The 21,248-nt window shown below is 67.9% G+C and carries 22 protein-coding genes; 14 read left to right on the plus strand and 8 right to left on the minus strand.

Annotated elements, in window-relative coordinates:
- Positions 1-41 precede the first annotated feature (41 nt).
- Both HQ312_RS10190 and HQ312_RS10195 read right to left on the minus strand, forming a co-directional pair.
- A complete protein-coding gene (locus HQ312_RS10190; protein WP_222638503.1) occupies positions 42-3,548 on the minus strand; it encodes an AAA family ATPase in 3,507 nt (1,168 codons plus the stop codon).
- A gap of 31 nt (positions 3,549-3,579) precedes the next feature.
- Positions 3,580-4,230, minus strand: coding sequence for a dihydrofolate reductase family protein (locus HQ312_RS10195; protein WP_222638504.1), 651 nt, complete (start codon positions 4,228-4,230; stop codon positions 3,580-3,582).
- A gap of 93 nt (positions 4,231-4,323) precedes the next feature.
- On the opposite strand from HQ312_RS10195, the gene HQ312_RS10200 reads away from it, so the two are divergent.
- The 3 genes from HQ312_RS10200 (at position 4,324) to HQ312_RS10210 (ending at position 6,134) form a co-directional block, all read left to right on the plus strand.
- Positions 4,324-5,307 carry an arsenic resistance protein gene (locus HQ312_RS10200; protein ID WP_222638505.1) on the plus strand — a complete coding sequence of 328 codons (984 nt, stop codon included), beginning with the start codon at positions 4,324-4,326 and terminating at the stop codon, positions 5,305-5,307.
- Positions 5,308-5,329: 22 nt separating this feature from the next.
- Positions 5,330-5,737 (plus strand): hypothetical protein, encoded by a 408-nt coding sequence (locus tag HQ312_RS10205; RefSeq protein ID WP_222638506.1) that lies wholly within the window; start codon positions 5,330-5,332, stop codon positions 5,735-5,737.
- A gap of 61 nt (positions 5,738-5,798) precedes the next feature.
- The gene (locus HQ312_RS10210; RefSeq protein ID WP_222638507.1) at positions 5,799-6,134 is read left to right on the plus strand and encodes a hypothetical protein; all 336 of its coding nucleotides are present in this window, start codon (positions 5,799-5,801) and stop codon (positions 6,132-6,134) included.
- Between the two features lie 175 nt (positions 6,135-6,309).
- On the opposite strand, the gene HQ312_RS22205 is transcribed toward HQ312_RS10210, so the two are convergent.
- Positions 6,310-7,122 (minus strand): MerR family transcriptional regulator, encoded by an 813-nt coding sequence (locus tag HQ312_RS22205; protein ID WP_222638508.1) that lies wholly within the window; start codon positions 7,120-7,122, stop codon positions 6,310-6,312.
- Positions 7,123-7,134: 12 nt separating this feature from the next.
- Complete coding sequence (locus HQ312_RS10220) at positions 7,135-7,470, minus strand: nuclear transport factor 2 family protein (RefSeq protein WP_027505563.1); 336 nt, start codon at positions 7,468-7,470, stop codon at positions 7,135-7,137.
- 161 nt (positions 7,471-7,631) lie between these two features.
- On the opposite strand from HQ312_RS10220, the gene HQ312_RS10225 reads away from it, so the two are divergent.
- Genes HQ312_RS10225 through HQ312_RS10240 form a run of 4 tightly spaced genes read left to right on the plus strand, consistent with a single transcriptional unit; the run spans position 7,632 to position 10,100 of the window.
- A complete protein-coding gene (locus tag HQ312_RS10225) occupies positions 7,632-8,609 on the plus strand; it encodes an intradiol ring-cleavage dioxygenase (protein ID WP_222638509.1) in 978 nt (325 codons plus the stop codon).
- A gap of 23 nt (positions 8,610-8,632) precedes the next feature.
- Complete coding sequence (locus HQ312_RS10230) at positions 8,633-8,866, plus strand: twin-arginine translocase TatA/TatE family subunit (RefSeq protein ID WP_027505561.1); 234 nt, start codon at positions 8,633-8,635, stop codon at positions 8,864-8,866.
- The gene (gene tatC, locus HQ312_RS10235) at positions 8,863-9,645 is read left to right on the plus strand and encodes a twin-arginine translocase subunit TatC (protein ID WP_027505560.1); all 783 of its coding nucleotides are present in this window, start codon (positions 8,863-8,865) and stop codon (positions 9,643-9,645) included. Before HQ312_RS10230 ends, tatC begins: the two co-directional genes overlap by 4 nt.
- Entirely contained in the window at positions 9,633-10,100 is a 468-nt protein-coding gene (locus HQ312_RS10240; protein WP_222638510.1) for a preprotein translocase, read from the plus strand. Before tatC ends, HQ312_RS10240 begins: the two co-directional genes overlap by 13 nt.
- Before the next feature lie 155 nt (positions 10,101-10,255).
- On the opposite strand, the gene HQ312_RS10245 is transcribed toward HQ312_RS10240, so the two are convergent.
- A complete protein-coding gene (locus HQ312_RS10245) occupies positions 10,256-11,203 on the minus strand; it encodes an ABC transporter substrate-binding protein (RefSeq protein WP_056448699.1) in 948 nt (315 codons plus the stop codon).
- A 152-nt stretch (positions 11,204-11,355) separates the two neighbouring features.
- On the opposite strand from HQ312_RS10245, the gene HQ312_RS10250 reads away from it, so the two are divergent.
- Positions 11,356-11,871, plus strand: a complete 516-nt coding sequence (locus tag HQ312_RS10250; RefSeq protein ID WP_222629878.1) for a hypothetical protein — start codon at positions 11,356-11,358, stop codon at positions 11,869-11,871.
- Between the two features lie 9 nt (positions 11,872-11,880).
- Here HQ312_RS10250 and HQ312_RS10255 read toward each other — a convergent pair whose 3' ends face one another.
- Entirely contained in the window at positions 11,881-12,501 is a 621-nt protein-coding gene (locus tag HQ312_RS10255) for an NAD(P)H-dependent oxidoreductase (protein WP_222638511.1), read from the minus strand.
- Between the two features lie 98 nt (positions 12,502-12,599).
- On the opposite strand from HQ312_RS10255, the gene HQ312_RS10260 reads away from it, so the two are divergent.
- The 3 genes from HQ312_RS10260 (at position 12,600) to HQ312_RS10270 (ending at position 15,843) form a co-directional block, all read left to right on the plus strand.
- Positions 12,600-13,175 (plus strand): TetR/AcrR family transcriptional regulator, encoded by a 576-nt coding sequence (locus tag HQ312_RS10260; protein ID WP_261782181.1) that lies wholly within the window; start codon positions 12,600-12,602, stop codon positions 13,173-13,175.
- Between the two features lie 180 nt (positions 13,176-13,355).
- Positions 13,356-14,033, plus strand: a complete 678-nt coding sequence (locus HQ312_RS10265; protein ID WP_222638513.1) for a TetR/AcrR family transcriptional regulator — start codon at positions 13,356-13,358, stop codon at positions 14,031-14,033.
- A gap of 175 nt (positions 14,034-14,208) precedes the next feature.
- The gene (locus HQ312_RS10270) at positions 14,209-15,843 is read left to right on the plus strand and encodes an FAD-dependent monooxygenase (RefSeq protein WP_222638514.1); all 1,635 of its coding nucleotides are present in this window, start codon (positions 14,209-14,211) and stop codon (positions 15,841-15,843) included.
- A gap of 56 nt (positions 15,844-15,899) precedes the next feature.
- Here the strand turns inward: HQ312_RS10270 and HQ312_RS10275 are convergent, their stop codons facing one another.
- Positions 15,900-17,180 carry an EAL domain-containing protein gene (locus HQ312_RS10275; RefSeq protein WP_222638515.1) on the minus strand — a complete coding sequence of 427 codons (1,281 nt, stop codon included), beginning with the start codon at positions 17,178-17,180 and terminating at the stop codon, positions 15,900-15,902.
- Positions 17,181-17,379: 199 nt separating this feature from the next.
- On the opposite strand from HQ312_RS10275, the gene HQ312_RS10280 reads away from it, so the two are divergent.
- From HQ312_RS10280 to HQ312_RS10290, 3 genes are read left to right on the plus strand one after another with little or no spacing between them, the layout of a single operon-like run.
- Positions 17,380-18,231 carry an NAD(P)-dependent oxidoreductase gene (locus HQ312_RS10280; RefSeq protein WP_082544688.1) on the plus strand — a complete coding sequence of 284 codons (852 nt, stop codon included), beginning with the start codon at positions 17,380-17,382 and terminating at the stop codon, positions 18,229-18,231.
- Positions 18,232-18,290: 59 nt separating this feature from the next.
- The gene (locus HQ312_RS10285) at positions 18,291-18,944 is read left to right on the plus strand and encodes a helix-turn-helix domain-containing protein (protein ID WP_308115820.1); all 654 of its coding nucleotides are present in this window, start codon (positions 18,291-18,293) and stop codon (positions 18,942-18,944) included.
- A complete protein-coding gene (locus HQ312_RS10290; protein WP_222638517.1) occupies positions 18,941-19,594 on the plus strand; it encodes an enoyl-CoA hydratase/isomerase family protein in 654 nt (217 codons plus the stop codon). Before HQ312_RS10285 ends, HQ312_RS10290 begins: the two co-directional genes overlap by 4 nt.
- Before the next feature lie 18 nt (positions 19,595-19,612).
- Here HQ312_RS10290 and HQ312_RS10295 read toward each other — a convergent pair whose 3' ends face one another.
- The gene (locus HQ312_RS10295) at positions 19,613-21,115 is read right to left on the minus strand and encodes an NAD(P)/FAD-dependent oxidoreductase (RefSeq protein ID WP_056448723.1); all 1,503 of its coding nucleotides are present in this window, start codon (positions 21,113-21,115) and stop codon (positions 19,613-19,615) included.
- Positions 21,116-21,248 lie beyond the last annotated feature (133 nt).

The raw sequence follows: 21,248 nt of genomic DNA on the forward strand, positions 1-21,248 counted from the left end.
ACTGCCCGATCAGCGACACGCTATCAAGTCCGACGTGGTCCTCAGGGCTGTCTGGGCCGTCGGTCGGGAGTGCCCGGGCCGAGCGGAATCTCCTCGAAACGGTCGAGCAACGCCGCCGCCTCGCACTCTCGCGCCGTCGACCGGGCCGCACGAACGTCGACCGCGTCGACGGGCTCGCCGCGGGACACCGCGATGCGAGCGGCGAGGAGCACACTCTCGGCCTCCCACATCCGATAGCCGCGAGCGGCGTGCGCGGCGCGGGCACGCCGGACGTGAGCGTGCGCGTCGTCCCACCGTCCGAGTGCCGCGCAGAGGTCGGCGAGATGGTGGTGAACGACTCCGAGGACACCGGGAGTCAGCAGGACGGTGTGATCGGCGTAGGGAGCCAGCAGTGCGAGCGCGTCCTCGCACACCGCGGTGGATGCCGTCGCCGCAGCCGCGCGCGCCGCCAGGACGACGGTGATGAGCCACAAGGTGTCGACGGAGAGCGCCGCCAGTCTGCCGTTCTCGAACCACTGCACGAGGGATCGGGCGGCGTCCGTGTCGCCGCTGTCCACGGCGGACAACGCGAAGGCTGCTCGATAGGCGGGGAGAGCCTCGAAGAGTGGCTCCATGTCCCGCTTCATCGCCGCGAACTCGCCGAGCCCGTCTCGGAACATCCCGAGCAGGAAGACGGCATTCATCTCCCGGCCCCACGTGTGCTGCCCCATCGGCGCCGGCGGCGGACGTCGAACGTCGTCCTCGAGAACCTCTGCGGCACGGCGCAACTCACCCGTCGCGACGAGAAGTCCGACCCGCATGCACTGCACCGTCCAGAGGGCCTCCTCGTCCAGTGCGAGCCGCGTGGCCGACACGGCGTCGAGAGCCGCGGCGGCCTCGCGCGGCTCGCCGGACTCGATGTGCGCCCGCGCCATGGTGACGGCGAGCGACGGATCGAGGTGCCCCGGTCCGAGGTCCACCAGTCGCACCAGCTCGGCGAGCGCCTCGGCCCGCTGCTGCCGGAAGCGAGGCAGCCGCAGGCCGGTGAGAACGGCGCGCAGAGCGTGGGCGAGGGCGTCGTCGTCTCCTGCACCGCGCGCCATGTCGGCCGCGCGCGCGAGGTCTGCAGCACGACCCGACCATCCGGTCGAGGTCCATGCCAGTTCCTCCACCATCTGGGTCAGGAGCTCGGAGGCAGCGCCGGAAGCACCGCGACCCGCCCTCTCGAGAGCATCGAGCCCTGTCCGCAGGTGCTCCGTCCGCCTCGGGTCGGGTTCGTAGAGCTGGAACAGGGCGATGCCGTCGATGACGTCCGCGGTGAGCGCGTCCAGCAGCAGATCGAGATCGCCCAGTCGGCGCGCCATCTCGGCGGCGTCCAGCAGGGTCGCGCCGTAGCCGCGGTCCAGTGCACGCCGCTGCGAACGCCCCTGCCGGATGAACAGTTCGCATCGCGCGCGGGTGTCGCCCCCGGGAACGCTGCGCTCGGACGCCCTCTGAAAGAACTCGGCGGCGTCCTCGTACGCCGCGACGGCGTAGGACCTCTCGCCCGCACGACGTAGATACTCCGCTGCCGCCGACCGGTCGGCGTCGAGCGCGCGTTCGAGGTGACCTGCGGTCCTGGCGAGCTCGTCGACGGTGGACGTGGCCCCCGAGCCGATGAGTGCGGCCGCGACGGCAGAATGCGCCGCTGCGCGATCGGCTCCGGACAGCGTGGCGTCGACGACGTCGACGATCAGCGCGTGGCGTAGGTGCAGGACGTCCTGCGCTCGTTCCTCGATCACCAGACCGGCGGCGGCCAGTTCGTCGAGCGCCCGAGCGAAGGAACGGTCGTCGAGGGTGGCGAGCGCGGTGCGCACGACGACGCGCGTGGCGCTGACTCCCGCGACGGCACACAGCGTCACGATCTCCCGCGCGGTCGGAGTCAGGCGGTGCAGGACCCACAGCACGGCGTCCGCCAGGGACGCCGGTGACGGTCCGTCCGGCTCGCGCCGATGCGCGTCGAACACGGCCTCGAGGAAGATCGGTGATCCGGATGTCCAGCCGTGCAACCAGATCGGGTCCAAGGTGCTGCCGCACCGGCGCGTCCAGTCCTGCACGTCCTCGACGGTGAGGGCCGGGATCGACACCGTGTGCACCGAGGACGGCGGCAGGGCCGACCGCAGGTCCGCCGCAGGACCGTCGAGCTGCGCTCCGCGCATCGTCACGACCACACAGAGGCGATGGCGCCCCGCCGCGTGTACCAGGAATCGCAGCACGGAGAGCGTGGCCTGCGACGCCCACTGCAGATCGTCGATCGCGAACACCGTCACCCGACGACGGGTGGGACCGGTCAACCACCGTTCCATCGCCGACGAGAGCATCGCGCGATGATCCGCGTCGCGTCCCTCGGCCGACCACCGATCCGTGTCGACCCACCCGGTCGTCAGCATCTCGCGGACGGCGGAGGCGGCGGGAGCATCGTCGTTCCGGTCGTTCTCGCGCCCGAGTGCGTCGATGAACGGTTCGAACGGGACGACCGTGTCCATGCTGCACCGCCCGTAGAGCACGTCGGTGCCGGCGGAGTCGGCACGGTTCAGCGCCGCGGTCACCACCGTCGACTTGCCGACGCCGGCGTCGCCGGAGACGACGACGAGCTGACCGGCCCCACCCGCGGCCGCCTCGACGGCCGACGCGATGACGTCGAGTTCCCTGGTACGTCCCACGAGCAAGGGCGAATCGCCCGGAGGAGTGGCCCCGACGCGGTCCACCTCCGCTCGTCGAGCCGGGACGACGACCATCTGCGACGACGACGGTGTCGTCACCTCGATCGCGTCGGGATCTCGGAGCAACTCGACGAACACTCGCTGGGTCTCCGCGGACATCTCCACGCCGAGTTCGGTGGCCAGCACGGTGCGGCACCGCTCGGCGACACCGAGGGCGCGAGCGCGGTTTCCCAGGGCGTCGTGCGCACGCATGGCGACACGGTAGGCGGCCTCGCAGAAAGGGTCCGAGTCGAGCAGCTCCTGCGCCCGGGCCAGCGCGTGCTCGTGGCGACCGAGTTCGAGCGAGGCGGCGGCGTCCACCTCCAGTGCACGAAGACGGATGCGGCCGAACACGGTGCGAACCTCGTCGGCCCAGGTTCCGTGCAGGCCGTCCAGAGGTGGAGCGTCGAGCAGGCCGAGCAACTCACCGGCGCGATCGGCACGCGCATCCGCCGAGTGGTGATCGGGATCCAGGTGCCGACGCGCCAGGTCCAGATCCACGATCACCGCGGGGCCGAGCGTCAGTGTCACCGCTCCTGATCGACTGGACACGGTGGTGCCCGCCAGCGCTGCACTCGTCGCCAGCAGCTCGCGGACCTTGGACAGGACGCTCCGAACGGCCGACGACCAGGTGGTGGGTCGATCGGTCGACCAGATCACCGAGGCGAGCTCGCCGTACACCACACCGCGTCCGTGATTCATCGCCAGATACGAGAACACCGTCGCACACCGAGGTCCGCCGAAGGCCCGGACGTCGACGACGCCCGCGTCGCTCTCCACCCGCGGCGATCCGATGAGCCGGATCACGGCACGAGAAGGAAGCGACACAGTTGTAAGTTATCCCGGGTCGGCGGGAACCCTACGTCTGATGGCGCCTCCAGAACAGATGGTGCACGACACCGCTCGCGCTGGGAACGACCTCGTGCTCGAAGCGATCGTTCAGATCGTCCGGGGACTCCCACAGCGCCAGGCCCGGTCCGAGATCGACGGGTGCGACCGCGACGTGCAGCGTGTCGAGGAGGTCGGCGTCGAGGAACTCCCGGACCGTGGTGACACCGCCACCGATCCGGACGTCTCGACCGTTCGCCGCAGCCTTCGCCTGCGTCAGGACATCGGACGGGCCGGCATCGACGAAATGGAACGTGGTGTCGGACAGGGTGAGGGACCGCCGCACATGATGCGTCATCACGAAGACCGGCGTGTGGAACGGCGGCTCGTCACCCCACCATCCCTGCCATTCGTGATCGGTCCACGGTCCGCGTTGTGGGCCGAACTTGTTGCGCCCCATGATCTCGGCACCGATGTTGTTGGCGAAGTCCCGAGCGAAGTAGTCGTCGAGGCCGCGCGTACCGCCGGATCCGGGGCGTCCCGGCATGCTCGCGGTGCCGAGATACCACGACATGAGCTCACGATGGTCCAGGCCGAACGGGTTCTCGAGGCTCTGCTCGACGCCGGCGGCCACCCCGTCGCGGGACACGGTGAAGTTCTGCACTCTCGACAACTGCGTCATGTCTGCTCCCGACTCGAGGAAGGTGGTCGGTGATCAGACTCGCACAGCCGGGAAGACTCATCGCACGACCAGCGCGTCACCTAGTGTCGTCGCATGACCGACTGGGCGAACAGCCCCGCCGCACAGTGGTGGGACAGGCACCAGATCGGCCTGTATCTCGCGGCACTGACCGTCGGAGCCATTGTGGGGCTGACCTTCCCGCAGAGAGCCCCGACCTTCGAACACGCCATCGATCCGGTACTCGTCGCCCTGCTCTACGCGACGTTCCTGGCAGTCCCGTTCGCGGAGATCGGTCGATCCTTCCGCGATGTCCGCTTCCTCGCAGCCGTCGCGGTCCTCAACTTCGTGGTGGTCCCGGTGGTCGTCCTCGCCCTCACGCGGGTCGTCGCGGACGAGAGGGCGGTACTCGTGGGCATCGTGCTCGTCCTGCTGGCTCCGTGTATCGACTATGTGATCGTGTTCAGTGGGCTCGCGGGTGCCGCGTCGACGCGGCTTCTTGCTGCCGCTCCCCTGCTGATGCTGCTGCAGGTCGCCCTGCTTCCCCTCTGGCTGTGGGTGTTCGCCGGATCCGAGACGGTGGCCGTCATCGACGTGGCACCGTTCGTGGAGGCCTTCGTCCTGCTCATCGTCGTCCCTCTGACGGTGGCCGCACTGACGCAAGCACTCGCCCGACGGCATCGGGTCGGCCTGCAGCTGATGGACGTGATGGCCGCCGCGATGGTTCCCCTCATGATGGCGACGCTCGCGGTGGTCGTCGCGTCGCAGATCGATTCGGTCCGAGGCGAGTTCGACCGACTCATCGTCGCGGCCCTCGTCTTCGTCGCGTTTCTCGTGGTCATGGCGCCGACTGGCATCGGCGTGGGTCGGGTGTTCGGTCAGGACGTGCCGTCGACACGGGCACTCGTCTTCTCGGGTGCGACTCGTAACTCTCTCGTCGTTCTCCCCCTTGCCCTCGCCCTTCCGCCGGCACTCGACCTCGCTGCCGTCGTGGTGGTGACACAGACACTGGTCGAGCTGCTCGGCATGGTGGTCTACGTGCGACTGGTTCCGAGGCTCGTACCCGCCGCGCGAACCTGATGCCGTGTGTGATGGTGGACGTATGACAGATCGCCCGTGGTTCGAACGACCTGCTGTGGAGAAAGCGTGCACCACGTTCTTCCTGGTGTTCTTCGCCGCGCTCGTCCTCCCCGACGCGGTCTCCGAGCTCGTCTCGGCGCCGTCGTGGTGGCATGTCGCGAAAGCAGCAGCGTGCGTCGTCCTCGTCGCCTACGCCGGTACGGCTTTCGTCAGGGCGTGGTTCCTCGGTGGCAGCGCCCGGTCGACGAGGCGAACGCCTGCCCTCGATCCAGCCGAGGTTCCGCGTGCCGACGTCGATACTGCCGTGGCGTCGGCGCCGTCCAGAGTGATGGCAGTGAAAGCACTGAGGGAGACGCACCCCGGGCTGGGGCTACGCGAGGCATCGCTGTTGGTGGACGCCGCGCGGCGTCCGCCCACAGACGGGCCATGAGGAGCCGCCGCGCACGAACCGATCGGTACGCTGAGGAGATCCGCTACGTGAGGAGAAGCAGATGACCGTGATCCCGGCCGTCGCGCTCGTCGTCATCGGCAGCGCTCTTGCTGCAGTGGGTGCCGAGGTCACGGCTCGGGAGAACCCGCGAGTCGTTCTGTCGCTCACACATGAGAACACCGCGACTCGGATCACGACGAGAATTCGCCTGCTTCGCGCGTTCGGCGTCTTCGCGCTGATGCTCGGCAGCTTCTACCTCGGACCGGCGTTGTGGCCACACTCCTTCGCGGGACCCATCGCGCTGAGCGCGGCCGTGCTGACGATCGGCTACTTTCTTCCCCACGTCGTCATCACACGCCGCCACAATTCGGCCGTCGAGGGTCGGGTGACCTCGTGATCGCGGCAGCACTCGTCCTCGTCGTCGCTGCGGCACTGCGCATCTGGACCGATCTCCAGGTGTCCGCCGTGAATGTCGGCCACACGTCCTCGTTCTCTACGTTCCGAGCGTGGTCATCACCACCACTCACAATCGTCATCACGCAACGCGCGCAACCGGACCCTGACGGTCGCGGTCACAGCGCGGTGGGGTCCCGGACCGGCCAGCCGATCTCCGTCACCAGTTCACCCTCGAAGACGACGCCTCGCGGATAGCGCTCACGCACGGGTCCTTCTCGTCCGATGCCGTGTTCTGCGACATGGGTGCCGAGCGCAGAGTACGTCTCGTCGATCCGGGCGTCCGGACCGTCGTGCAGCGCCACGGCGAAGTGGCCTCCGGCAACCGTCACCACGTCGAGAGCGCACCGAGCCGCACGCGCCGCGTCGACGGGGTACCACAATGATGCGGAGCCCGTCTCGTCCGCGAACAGTTCCTTGTCGAAGTCGGCCCCGAGCGGCCCGACAGCCTCGATCCCAGCACTACTCAGGCGCTCGATCAGGGTGTGGTGCGCGGTATTCCACCAGTCCGCGACGCCGGACAGCGTCACGGTGCCGCTGACGGCCACGGCGACGATCGGGGGGTCGGTCCGCATCTCGATCGACGGCGACGTCGCCGACTCGTTCACCAGTGCGCGGAGAGACGACACCGCGTCGTGCGTCCGCCGCAATTCCGACTCCAGGCGATCGAGGTGCTGCGTGAGCACACTGCGCCGAACACTGTCGTTCTCGGCGGCGACGTAGGACCGCACATCAGGAAGCGGCATGTCGAGGTCGCGCAGTCGCTTGATCACTTGTGCACTCGCGACCTGGGAGACGTCGTAATAGCGGTACCCGCTCGACGGATCGACGTCGACCGGTTCCAGGAGGCCAGCATCGTGATAGAGCCGCAACGCTTTTCGCGTCAGTCTCGTCATCGTCGAGAACTCGCCGATGGTCACCCGCGCCGCCACGGACCCAGTCTCTCATCCACCGATGGTCAACCGTGCGATCACGCCGTCGGCGAGCTCGAATCGGTAGACGAGGTCGGCCACCCCACCGGGGAAGTTCCCGGCGATACGAACCGAGACTCGATGATTCCTCGCATCGACGAGCTCGGACCCCGTCACAGTCGTGGTGTAGGTGTAGCGGCCGGCCACGGTCTCACGCCACGCGCGGATCTCGTCGCGGCCACGATAGGTGTGGCCTTCGTCCGTCACAGTTCCGTCCGGAGCAAAGCATGTCGTGAGTGAGTCGCTGTCGTCGCGGTCGGCGGCGTCGAGGTAGCGGAGAACGACGTCGGGAGCATCTGTGGTGGTCATGCGTCGAGAATCAGCCCTGCCCCGAGGTGAAGGTCAAGTGGTGGCCGGACCACACACACTCCCGGGTGCCTCACAGCTGGCGTGCAGGCCGCTCCCCGGAACCTCACCAAGTATCGACTCCACACCGAAACGCACACCGCGACAACCGAGGAGCCACCGCAATGAGCACCGTTCCGGAACCCACCCCCACACCCGACGGGCCCACCTACGCCGGGCGCCCACTCCCCCGGCCCGACGATGACGTCGTCGATCAGGGAGTCGGTTTCGACATCGCCACTCTCGTCACACGCCGCAGAGTCCTCAGCGTCGTCGGCGCCGGAGCCGGAGCACTGGCCCTGGCCGCGTGCTCGGGGTCGTCCGACACCGCGAGCACCACGACCGCCACCGCTGTCGCCACCGCCGCAGTCGCCACGAACGAGATCCCCGATGAGACCAACGGCCCCTACCCGGCCGACGGAAGCAACGGCGTCAACGTCCTCGAGGAATCGGGAATCGTCCGCGCCGACGTCACCTCGAGCCTGGACGGCGGCACCGTCGCCGCCGGAGTCCCGTTGTCGATGACCTTCACCGTCACCGACCTCGCGAACGACAACAACCCCTTCACCGGCGCCGCCGTCTACCTGTGGCACTGCGACGCAGCCGGCAAGTACTCGATGTACTCCGACGGCATCGAGGACGAAACATATCTGCGCGGCGTCCAGGTCGCCGATGCCGCCGGCGTCGTGACCTTCACGACCATCGTCCCGGCCTGCTACTCCGGCCGCTGGACGCACATCCACTTCGAGGTCTACCCGGACGTCGCCTCCGCCACCACCGCCGACAACGCGATTGCCACCTCCCAGGTCGCCTTCCCCCAGGACATGCTCGACGCCGTCTACCAGCTGGACACCTACGCCGGGTCGACCGAGAACCTCACCCAGATCGGCAGTCTCGACAACGACAACGTGTTCGGCGACGGCCACGACCTCGAGATGGGCACCTTCACCGGCGACCCCACCTCCGGCTACGTCGGATCACTGGCCGTCGCCGTCGACACCACCACCGAACCCGCCGCCGGCGCAGCACCCGCCGGGGGCGGGCCCGGCGGCGGACAACCTCCCATGGGCGGCGGGACCCCTCCCGCCGCACCGTCCAACTGACCACTCACACAGAAGGAATCATCATGTTGCACAACCTGACCGGCTGGCACGCACTCATCGTCCTCGCCATCCTGCTTCTCGTCTTCGGCTCGACCAAGCTCCCCTCCCTCGCCAAAGGCGTCGGGCAGTCCATGCGCATCCTCAAGGACGAGGTCCGCGACGACACCCCCACGCCGTCGACGGGACGCGTCGACGCCGTCGACTCGACCACGACCGCCGCGGACGGCGTCCCGGTGCCGTACCGACACGCCTCATGACCACGACCACCGCCGCGCGAGGCACTATGCCCCTCGCCGGGCATGTCAGCGAGGCACGCCGCCGCGCGACCCGCGCGGCGGTGTCGCTGGTCGTCGGAGTGATTCTCGGCTTCGTACTCTCCGACCAGATCCTCGACGTCCTGCGCACACCGGTGGAGGAACTCGCGCAGTCCCGTCAGGCCAGCCTGAACTACGACACCGTCACCGGGGCCTTCGACCTGCAGATGAGGATCGGCCTCTTCTCGGGAATCATCCTGTCGAGCCCGGTCTGGCTGCGAGAACTGTTCGCCTACCTCACCCCCGGCCTCACGGCTCGAGAGAAGAAGTACGTTCTCGGCTTCACCGCGGCGGCGGTGCCACTGTTCGCCGCCGGATGCGCCTTCGGCTTCCTCATCTTCCCCCGCATGGTCACCGTCCTCGCGAGCTTCTCCTCCGATCAGGACAGCACCATCCTCGACGCCTCCTACTACGTCGACTTCACCATGAAGATCGTCCTCGCCACCGGAGTCGCGTTCGTCCTCCCCGTACTGCTGGTGATGCTCAACTGCCTCGGGGTCCTGTCCGCCCACCGGCTACGCAGCAGTTGGCGGATCATCGTCGTCGTCATCGCCCTCTTCAGCGCGCTCGTCACGCCGGCGGCCGACGTGCTGTCGATGTTTCTCGTCGCACTGCCGATGTCGGCGCTCTTCGGAGCCGCCGTGGCCATCACCACCGTGCACGACCGGCGGGCACTCACCTCGAACCCCACCACGATCGGGAGAACCCCATGTTCGGACTGACTCTCGAGAAGCTGTTCTTCGTCGCCGTCATCGCCGGCCTCGTCCTCGGACCGAGCCGGCTGCCCGGCTACGCACACCACCTCACCCGCGCGATTCGAACGCTGAAGCAGTTCGTCGAGACGACGCGCGCCACGGCGGAGCGGGAAATGGGCGTGTCGCTTCACCGTTCGGAGTGGGAGTCGCTCGACCTACGGCAGTACGACCCACGACGCATCGTGCGCGACGCACTCCACGACACCACCCCGAACACCGTCGTGACCGACGACATGATCGAGCAGGCGGAGCGGATACGGCCGGGCCAGAAGTACCTGGTGACAGGACCGTCCTCGCATCCCGTCCGCACCCTCATCGCCTCGTTGCCCGCCGACGACCCCCGACGAATTGCTGCGAGACTCGTGGCAGAGGTAGACGCGCCTGCCGCTGATGCGAAAGACCTCCAGCGAGAGACGCTGTAGGGCTTCAGGTCGGCAGTGTCGCTCAACACCAGGGAAGCCGCACGGGTTCCACGTCGCCCACACCCCCTTCAGCCGGCTTAAGGGGGTGTGGTGCGCTGCGACCCGTGCAGCTGGTCGACGACGCCTGCGCCGAGCACGTCCGCGCCGAAGACCGCTCAGCCGGCCGACCCGTACATCTGCTCGACGAGGTCGAGTGACCACTGCGCTGTGATAGGCCCACCGTCGTTGGTGAACTTGTCCGTTCGCACCACCCGCCCGTCCCGCACAGCCGGCAGATCGGCCCAGAGTCGATTCGACTCCAGTGCTCGTAGATCGTCACTCGACGTGATGGCCGCGAGAAGAACGTCCGAATCCGCTGCGACAGGGATGTTCTCCGCTGCGAAGTCGGCCTCGGGACGAGCCGATTGCCAGGCCTGTCCGAATCGAGCTCCGACGTCCTCCAGCACCAGCGAGGTGATTCGCTCCCTGTTGATCGAGATGCCACCGCCGTCTCCGGTGGCGATCGACAGCACCGTCGTGTCACCGAGAGGTCCTGCGAGTTGCTGTCGGAGCGCGTCGACGCGGTCCGAGTACTCGTCGAGCAGTGTGGCGGCCGTGTCCTCGCGACCCAGTGCCGCACCGACCCTGGTCACGTCGTCCTGCCAGGACACCCCGGAATCGGTCGATCCCACGGGGAGCACAGGCGCGACGGCGCTCAACTGGTCGTAGATCTCCTCGACCACCTCGTCACGCGCGATGATGAGGTCGGGATCCGCTGCGGCCACGGCTTCGATGTCGATGCTGTTGCGCGGGAACAGCTCCGCGACTCCCCGCGACAGCAGGTCTCGGGTCGGTGCCGTCAACGGCCCCGGGATCTCCGGCGGAGCCTCGGACTCGACGGGCATGCCGACGACAGGGAGGCCGAAGGACAGGGCGATGTCCAGATCCCGACGCCCGTCGATGACCACGACCGACCGGATCTCGTCGGGGACGACGATGGCCCCCAGGCTGGTGTCGACCGTGCGGCCGGTGGCGTCGTCGGCCGAGACGTCCGCACTGCAGGCGGTCAGCACCGCGACGGCACCGGCAACTGCGAAGACTTTGGTAAAGGATTGGTAATGCACGCCTCACCGTAGCGAGGTGGCCGACAGCATTGTGGCGCCAGCTCGGGCCCGAGCATGTGTGAACGGTCACGATGCGTCAACGACACCGCAACGCCGACCGGACTCGCGCTCACCCACCACCCTGGTCCCTTTCGTCCCGTATCGTGCCACTCGTGTCTTCCTCGTGGTTCAGACGTCTGGCCGTCACAGGTTCCGCAGTCGTCGGCGTACTCGCGACATCACCCGGCCTCGCATCGGCCCACCACCAGGAGTTCACACCCTTCCCGTACAACATCTCACTGGGCCGGGGAATGTCGTTGCCGTGCGCCGGCGAGGTGGGTGGCGACGTGTACACACCCCACGACAGGCCCGGCATCGCCGTAGTCACTCTGACCTGGAGGACGTTCGTCACCGACGCGTGCCCACTGGCCGTCTACGTGAACATGAACAACACCGACGCACCTCGCGTGGATCCCTACAGCGGCGCGAAGCCGACAGGCGGGACCTGGATGGTCCATCTCGAGTCGGCCGCCATCGGCACGGTCCCACCCGCGGGCAGGAAGTGGACCGAGCAGATTGCGATCGACATCGGTTCCGGCAGAGCGGGACTGACCCTCACCACGGACGCTCCACTCAACACCACCCTGCTCGACCCCGCGGGCAACACGGTTCGCTTCACGGTGGCCTAGCCACCGAGTTCACGCCCGCGCACCGGAAGCCTCCGCCGCCGAGGAACGGACCCGGGCCGCCACGCCGTCCACGATCGCCCGCGCATCCCGGGCGAGGGAGTCACGTGAGCGCGTCTCCGCGTCGTGGACGATTCCCGTGTGCCCGGTTCGCGCGCCGGTGTATCCGAGAATGCCGGTGATGATCTGGGTGGACAGGGCGGTGTCGTAGCCGCGCTTAGCGAATCCCTCGGCGTCCTCCCCCGCGACCATGGCCAGATGCACGGTCAGGTTGTCGAGCCTGCGTCCGGTCGGCGTGACTCCGGTGTCGAATGCCCACCCGTCGGTGAAGACGCGATCGACCCACCCCTTGAGGAGCGCGGGCATCGACCACCAGTAGACCGGAAAGACCAGAACCAGGTCGTCGACACCGTCCAGGCGACGCTGCTCGGCGAGCACATCCGCAGGAGGAGTCCCACCCGCCGGATATCCGGCGCGGTCCTCGAGCGAGAACCGTGGATCGAAGCCCTCGGCATGAAGGTCGGCGACAGCGGTGGACACGGCGTCCTCGGTGAGTCGGTCGGCGACGGAGCGAGCGAGACGCTGGGTGAACGACGTGGGGTCGGGGTGGGCGACGACGACGAGCGCGGTCATGACGATCCTCTCGGTCGGGATGTACCATCAGTAAGTTACCGATGGTAGGTTACCAACGGTACATAAGAGACGAGGCGGTGTCGATGGCACGGGTGCGAATGACGAGAGAGGATCGCCACGGGCAACTGGTGGCCCTCGCCTGGACGATCGTGCGCGAGGAAGGCACCGACGCACTGACGCTGGGTCGACTCGCGCACGCGGCCGGTATCACCAAACCTGTTGTCTACAGTCACTTTCCCTCACGCGCAGCCTTGCTGGTGGCCTTGTTCGAGGCGTACGACGCGACGCAGACATTCGCACTGGAGCAGGCGCTCGACGCGGTCGAGCACTCACTTGCCGAGCGAGCGCGCGCCATCGCCACGGCGCACGTCGACTGCGTGGTCACCCACGGGCGCGAACTGGCGGGCGTCGCCGCGGCCCTGGAAGGCGCACCCGAGTTGGCCGACTACAAGCGCCGGTCGGACGCCGCCTACTCGGATCGGTGTCGATCATTCCTCGAACCGTTCGCCGAGGGAGCGCTTCCGGCGTCGACCATGACGGCCGTTCTCGGTGCAGCGGAGGCACTCTCGGCAGAAGCAGCTGCGGGAAACTTGGACACCCGGGAGGCGTACGACGAACTGACGGCGACCATCGTCGACGGAGTGGAACGCAGTCGTCGACGCATCGCCGACTGACCGAGGCGAGGCCGTCCAAGAAATCTGAGAGACCGCAGATCGGTGACGCACGTACTGCCGGGAGCGTCGGACTCTCGACCATGAGAACGTCGACCGCCGTGGCTCACCGTACTGATGACACGATCACCTCTGCGGATACACTCAGGTGTTCACGGAAGCCGGTCGGAAGCAGGTCTCACCATGGTCGAGGACGAGGCGGTCACCCGCCACGACAGACGACGGATGCAGACACGGGCGCTGCTGGTGGAGTCGGCGTGCGCATTCCTCGCCAGCGACATCGGCTCGCGGGTGAGTGTCCAACAACTCGCCGACCGTGCCGATGTCGGCGTCGGAAGCTTCTACAACCACTTCGCGAACAAGGAAGCCCTGTTCGACGCCGCGACCGCCGAGATTCTCACCGAGTTCGGCAGGTTCTTCGACGGGGCGTGCGACGGTATCGACGACCCCGTCGTGCTGTTCGCCCACGGCGTGCGCATGACCGCGCACCTTCTCGAGTCCCACCGCGAGATGAGCGAGATCGTGATGCGACTCGGCTTCGAGTACCTGGCGAAGGACACGGCTCTCGCGCCCCGAGCAGCTGCCGGACTTCGAGCAGCGGCAGAGTCCGGCAGGTTGAGAATCGATCATCTCGACACCGCTCTCGCGTGCACTGCCGGCTCGCTGCTGGGCTGCCTCCACCTGCTCGCGGCAGACCCCTCGCTGGATGTGACGCGGACCGTGAGTGCTCTCGCTGCGGGGCTGCTTCGAATGTTCGGGCTCGACGACTCCACCGCGACCGCTGCCGCATCCCACCCACTCGAGTTTCGGCCTCGACGATTCGGCGCCGCACCGCGCTGCGCACCCGCGACGCTTCCCTGATCGACGCCCACGATCACGGTTCCGCACGCCCTCCAGGCTGATCATGTCATCAATACTGAACACGGTTGCTCCGCTCGGTACTCGAACGTGACGATCGGACCACGACCCGCGACGGCCGGAGCGCCCCGTCGCTCACCGGTCCGGGACATGGGGTCACACGCGAGGAGAGCAGGACATGACGAGCACCAGAGTCGATTCACCCGTACCGATGGACGATGTGGACGTCGTGATCGTGGGCCTGGGTCCCACCGGGGCCACCGCTGCCAACCTGTTGGGTCAGCGAGGAATACGGACGGCGGTCGTCGAGCGCGACGTGGAGATCTACCCGCGCCAGCGCGCCATCGCCTCGGACGAGGACGCGCACCGAGTCTGGCAGGGTCTCGGTCTGTTCGACGAGATGCTGACGACCATGTCCACGGACGTACGGGTGCATCTCAAACACGGTGAGCGCACGTTCCTCACCACCCACTCGGCGGACAGCTACCAGCAGGGCGTTCCCGGAATGGCGTTCTACCACCAACCCGAGCTCGAGCGAATACTGCGTGACGGCATCGACCGTTACCCCCTGGTCACCGTGACCGCGGGCCTGGACGCCGTGGGGCTCACACAGGACCCCGACGGGGTCACGCTGACTCTGCGGCCCACAGCCGGCGGACCCGATCGGACACTGAGGGCTCGCTACGTGATCGCTGCCGACGGCGGCTCCAGCTCGATCCGCAAGATGCTCGGCATCGCGCTGCCGGGCAAACACATTCAGGAGCAGTGGTTCGACATCCAACTCCGCGCCTGGTACCACCTGCCGTCCGATGCGCCGCTCGACTTCACCTTCATCTCGGACCCCCGCAGGCCGGGCGTGGACTGCCCCTGCCCGATGGGCTACCACCGAGTGGAATTCCGCGTCAACGAGGGCGAGACCATCGACCATCTGCAGTCCGAGGCGGGACTGCGATCTCTGCTCGCCGAACGCGGAATCGACTACGACGAGGTCGAGGTCTTCCGAAGTTGGGCCTACACCTTCCACATCCGTCAGGCCGAGAGATGGAGCGAGGGGCGGGTCTTTCTCGCGGGGGACGCGGCGCACATCATGCCGCCCTTCGCCGGGCAGGGTGTGTCGTCCGGGGTCCGAGACGTGGCCAACCTGTGCTGGAAGATCGACGCTGTCCTGAGTGACGGCGCTGACCCGGCACTGCTCGAGACGTACGAACCGGAACGACGACCGAACGTCGTCAGCCTGACCCGCTTCTCGCTGATGATCGGCCGCACGGTCATGCTGCGTCACACCACCACCGCCCGCCTTCGCGACACGGCGTTTCTCGCGGCGGCGAAGACCCCCGGTGTCAGATCGTGGCTCGCCAGGCTCGGCGTGAAGCCTCGGTACACATTGGGAACACGGCGAGGATTCTTCGCCCGGAACGCACGCAGGGCGAGCCTGCGCGGATCCTTCGTCGCCCAGCCGTGGGTGGTGGGGTCGGACCTCACTCCCGTGCGCCTGGACACCCTCCTGGCGGACAGGTGGACGTGGTTGGGGTTCCCGTCCGCTCCCATCCCCCGGCAACTGGCCGAGGCAGGGGTGTCCGAGATTCGACTGCAGCGATCCTCGGCACTGGCGACTCACCGCGTGCCCGACGGCCACGTCGTCGACAGCGAGCAGGTACTCGAACGTCAGTTCCGCCGATCCGGTGCCGCAGGCATCCTCGTGCGACCCGATCACTTCGTCTACGGCACAGACCGTGACCTGACCCCCGCGGACCACGCGCGGATAGCAGGCGTGGTTCGGCCGCCGTCGATGTCGGACTGCGAGGAGCGGTGACCACACATGACGTCGGTGGCCGACGAGTCGTGCTGCGTGGCCTGGTCACCGGAGCATCACCGATGCGTCGGCAGCACGCGCCTCATGAGCGACCGTGCCGCCGACACGACCAGACGACGGTCGTGCGTGAGGATGAACTCGAATCGCCGATCGGCGTCGGGAACGTCGACATCGCCGAGGTCGCGAGCGATCAGCGCCGCGAAGTAGTGCCGGCCCACCGCCGTCACCGTCCACTCGCCCGAGAATCGTTCTGTTGCATCCAGTGCGGCACCGCGCACTCCGGGGGCCGGCTCGTCCGGCAGGCCCACCCCCAGCGCGGCGATGAACGGGTGCAGGGCCGCGAGATCGGCGTACCGGTCGACCACGTTCGGCGCGAACCACCGGGCACGTTGGAATGCCGAGAGCACGATGAGTGGGTCCACAGCGCCGCGGGCGTGGTCCTCGATCTCACGAGCCATGCTCAGCACGAACGCTTTTCGCCCCACCAGGGGTGGGATCTCCCCGAACAGGTCGGACGGCACCTCCGGCACTGCGGAACCGGCCGACGACCGTCTGCGTGACACCACCGACGGCGTCCGGTCGAGAACGTCGCGGCGTCGCGACGTGTCGGACGGCAACGCCGCGGGTCGGCCGAACAACCAGCCCTGCCCCAGGGTGGCACCGAGCGCTCTGGCACGGGCCAGATGCTCCTCGTTCTCCACACCCTCGGCGAGAATCGTCGCGCCGGTGAACTCGGCATGCGCACGCACCGCAGCGATGACACGCGCTTGTGCCGGACTCGGATCGGACTGCACCAGCGTGCAGTCCAACTTGATGATGTCCGGTGCCACGAACTCCAGCATGGTGACCGTGGCCTCGTTGGCCCCGACGTCGTCGAGGGCCACCGAGCACCCGAGTCGTCGAGCAGCGTCGACCACCGCCAGCAACGTGGCGGGATCGGACAGCAGCGACCTCTCGGTCAGTTCGATCACGACGTTGATCGGCCGGTCGAAGCTGTCGAGCATTCTCCGTGCGAAGTCGGGTATGACGGGCCCGTTGTGCGGTTCGACGTTGATGAAGACGCTGTACTCGGTACTCAGACCGGCCTCCGCGGCACCGGAGAGTGCGGCCAGTCGGCATGCCCAGTCGAGCTCACGCACCACACCTCGATCCGCCGCCTCGTCGAACACCCGTCCGACATCCACACCGGGTACCGCGGGCCACCGAGCCAACGCCTCGTAACCGACCACCACCCCGGAGTCCAGGTCGACGATCGGCTGATACACCGATCGCGCTCCCCACACGTCCGCCAGGACGGCCTCGACCGCGCGGGATTCGGGATCGACGATGCGCTGCACGCCACCCTCTCCGACGGACTTGCGGGGTTGGTCCGCCGCCGCTCGACTGCGGAGCGGCTGTGATCACCCCCAGCCTACGGGTCCCGCGCGTGTCGGGACGCTGATCAGGGTTCGAGTAACCGAGCATCCGCTCTGCTACGGTCCGAGGAGTCCGCGGTACTCACCGTTCACCGCGACATCGACGAAGGACGGATGCCTCATGACTTTCTCGGGTAAGACCGTGTTCATCTCCGGGGCCAGCCGCGGCATCGGGCTGGCCATCGCGAAGCGCCTCGCAGCGGACGGCGCCACCATCGCGCTGCTGGCCAAGACTGCCGAACCCCACCCCAAGCTCGACGGGACCGTGTACACCGCGGCCGCGGAGATCGAGGAGGCGGGCGGGCAGGCGCTGCCCATCGTCGGAGACGTTCGTGACGGCGAGGCGGTGCAGGCCGCCGTCGGCGCCGCCGTGGAGCAGTTCGGTGGCATCGACATCTGCATCAACAACGCCTCGGCGATCAACCTCGGATCCATCGACGAGGTTGCTCTCAAACAGTTCGATCTGATGAACGGCATCCAGGTGCGCGGGACGTACGCCGTGTCGCAGGCGTGCCTGCCCCACATGAAGGGCCGCGACAACCCGCACGTCCTCACGCTCTCACCGCCCTTGCGCCTCGAACAACGGTGGCTCGTGCCGACCCCCTACATGATGGCCAAGTTCGGGATGACGTTGTGCGCCCTGGGAATCGCGGAGGAGATGCGGGAGATCGGCATCGCATCGAACACGCTGTGGCCTCGCACGTTCATCGCGACCGCCGCGGTGCAGAACCTGCTCGGCGGCGACAAGGCGATGAGCGAGGCACGGAAGCCCGAGATCTACGCGGACGCGGCGTACGCGGTGCTGAGCAGACCGGCCCGCGACTACACGGGACAGACTCTGCTGTGCGAGGACGTCCTGCTGGAGTCGGGCGTGACCGACCTGTCGGCATACGACTGCACGCCGGGAGGCGATCTCGCAGTCGACATCTGGGTCGACGAGCCCAATCCCCCGGGCTACCGACCACCCGCCTGAGGCAGCCCGCCGGCGACCACCGTGCCGTAACAGAGCACATGCTCTGGTATGGTTCGGTGGTGCCTCGCCCCCGCCTCCACGACCTCGACGCGCTGATGGACGCCGCCGAGTCGCTGGCGGTCGACTCCGGCGCCTCCGCCGTCACGATCCGCGCGATGTCGGAGCGCACCTCGATCTCCAACGGCGCCATCTATCACGCGTTCGGGTCACGAGCGGGCCTCCTCGGACGAGTGTGGGTCCGTGACGCACGTCGGATGCTCACTCTGCAGAACGATGCGGTGACCACGGCACTCGAGCACCGACCCGGACGTGACTCCGCCGTCCGGGCCGTCGTGGCAGCCGCAGACGCACCGGCTGCCTTCCTTGCCGAATCACCCGTCGCAGCACGGTTTCTCATGACGGTCTCGCGGCGAGAGCTGTTGGGCACCGACGACCTGCCCGACGAGGTCGCCGCAGACCTGCGCACCCTCGACGAGACACTGGCCGCACTGCTCGTCCAACTCTCCCGAGCCCTGTGGAACCGCGCCGATCGCGAGAGCGTCGCCGTCGTCAAGGACTGCGTCGTCGGGCTCCCGACAGCACTGTTGCTGCGCGGCAACACATCACCCGACATCGCCGCCCGGGAACGACTCGCCGCCGCCGTCCGCGGCATTCTCGCCCTGCCCCCACCGACCACGGATCACGCCCCGCCCAGACGAAAGGCCTCCTCATGACCGCCACCCTCGACCTCCGCGACGGCATCGCCGTCCTCACCCTCGGGGACGACGAGAATCGCTTCTCCCCGGACTGGCTCGACACCGTCGGCGCCCAGCTCGACACGGTCGAAGCCGACGCCCGCGGACTCGTCACCGTCGGCACCGGAAAGTTCTACTCCAACGGACTCGACCTCGACTGGCTCATGGCCAACGGCGAGCGCGCCGACTGGTACGTCGGCCGCGTGCACGCTCTGTTCGCCCGCATCCTGACGTTCCCGCTCCCCACCGTCGCCGCCGTCAACGGCCATGCCTTCGGCGCCGGCGCGATGTTCGCTCTGGCGCACGACTTCCGCACCATGCGAGCCGACCGCGGTTACTACTGCTTCCCCGAAGTCGACATCGACATTCCTTTCACCCCGGGCATGGCGGCGCTGATCCAGGCGAAGCTGTCACCGCAGGACGCCGTCGTCGCGATGACCACGGGGCACCGTTACGGCGGCGCCGACGCACTGGCCGCGAGACTCGTCGACGCCATCGCCCCCGACGACGAGGTCGTCGGTGCCGCGATCGAGCGGATCACGCCCATTGCCGGCAAGGACCGCGGCACCCTCGGCGCGATCAAGACCACCATGTTCGCGCCGGTCGTCGCGGCTCTGCGCGCGAGCTGAGTTCGACCTCGGCGGCGATCAGCCCGCCCGTCCACCGAAGGCGTAGTCGGCCAGGGGGAATCGGCGGCTGCGCCATGCCGCCTCGGGAGTGGTCGACGCCCGGAACGGCACGTCCCCGTTCGCGGTGAAGTAGTAGCTGTTGGCGCCGGCACACGTCGGATCGGTGAAGACCTGCCACGACCGACGTGCCAGTATCGCGCTCATGTACTGCTCCTGCGCCGCCGAGGTCACCTCGGCGAAGGTGGCCCGGCGTCGACGAGCCTCGGTCAGGACACGCACGATGTGCGCGGCACTGTTCTCGACCAGGGTGAAGAACGAGGCGCCGTTGTATCCGTAGGGGCCGAAGACGGTGAAGAAGTTCGGAAAGCCCGCCGTCGCGACGCCCTGATAGGTGTGGAACCTCTCGGCGTCCCAGTGCTCCGCCAGATCGGTGCCGTCGGCGGAGGTGAGCGGATACGTCGGCAGTGCGTCCCTGTCGGTGACCTTGAATCCGGTGGCGAGGACCAACACGTCGAGCTCGTGCTGCACGCCGTCGCTCGTGCGGATGCCGCCGGGCGTGATCGCCTCGATGGACGTTGTCTGCAGAGAGACGTTGTCCCGGTTGAACGTCGAGAGATACGAGTTGTGGAAACTCGGCCGTTTGCACCCGAGCGCGTAGGTCGGAGTCAGGGCGTCCCGTGTGGCCGGATCGTGTACCTGTGCGGCGATGTACCGACGCGCGGCGACCTGGAGAGCCGCGGTGGCGGGAACCCACTTGTGAAAGTGCGCCAGCACCGGGAACGTCGCCTCGACGAACGCCTGGCTCGCCAGGCGGGCGATCTGCCGGACTCCGGGGACTGTCTCGAGACTCGCGCGTCCCATCCGGCCGAGCGGGAAGTCCGGCTTCGGCAGGCACCAGATGGGCGTGCGTTGAAACACCGTCAGATGGTCCACCTCCGGTGCGATCTCCGGGACCACCTGCACCGCCGTCGCGCCGGTACCGATGATGCCGACCCGCTTACCGGCCAGCGAGACCTCGTGGTTCCACCGGCTGGTGTGCATCGTCGCGCCCTCGAAGGTGTCGATGCCCTCGATGTCGGGGAGCTTGGGCTGGCTCAGCGGCCCGCCCGCGTGGATCAACCAGCGTGCCGTCACGTCGCCGGCGCTGGTCGAGATCGACCACGTCGCGGACGGCGCATCGAACGAGGCCCCGTGTACGCGCGTGCCGAACTGCAGATGAGGCGCCAGGCCGTACTCGTCGACGATCTGCTCGGCGTAGGCACGCAACTCGCGGCCGGGGGCGTAGCTGCGCGACCAGGTGGATCGCTGAGCAAACGAGAACTGGTAGCTGAAGGACGGGATGTCGACCGCCACGCCCGGATAGGTGTTCCACTGCCACGTGCCGCCGGGACCGTCACCGTCGTCGACGATGAGAAGATCGTCGAAACCGGCCTTGCGGAGCGCGATAGCGGTACCCAGGCCGGAGAAGCCTCCGCCGACGATGACGATCTCGTGGTGCCTGCGCGGTGACGTGTCGGGCATGAGGCCCCTTCTTCGACGGTGTGTGGCCGTCGAGGTGCGTCCCTCGTGGCCTCGTGACTCTGCGACGGTACAACCGTGACCCGAATCGGACAGCGAAACGTGCAGCGCACGTACTTCCACCGTCATCACGAGG

Origin of the sequence: Rhodococcus sp. BP-316 (assembly GCF_019836105.1) — a bacterium.
Classification (GTDB): domain Bacteria; phylum Actinomycetota; class Actinomycetes; order Mycobacteriales; family Mycobacteriaceae; genus Rhodococcoides.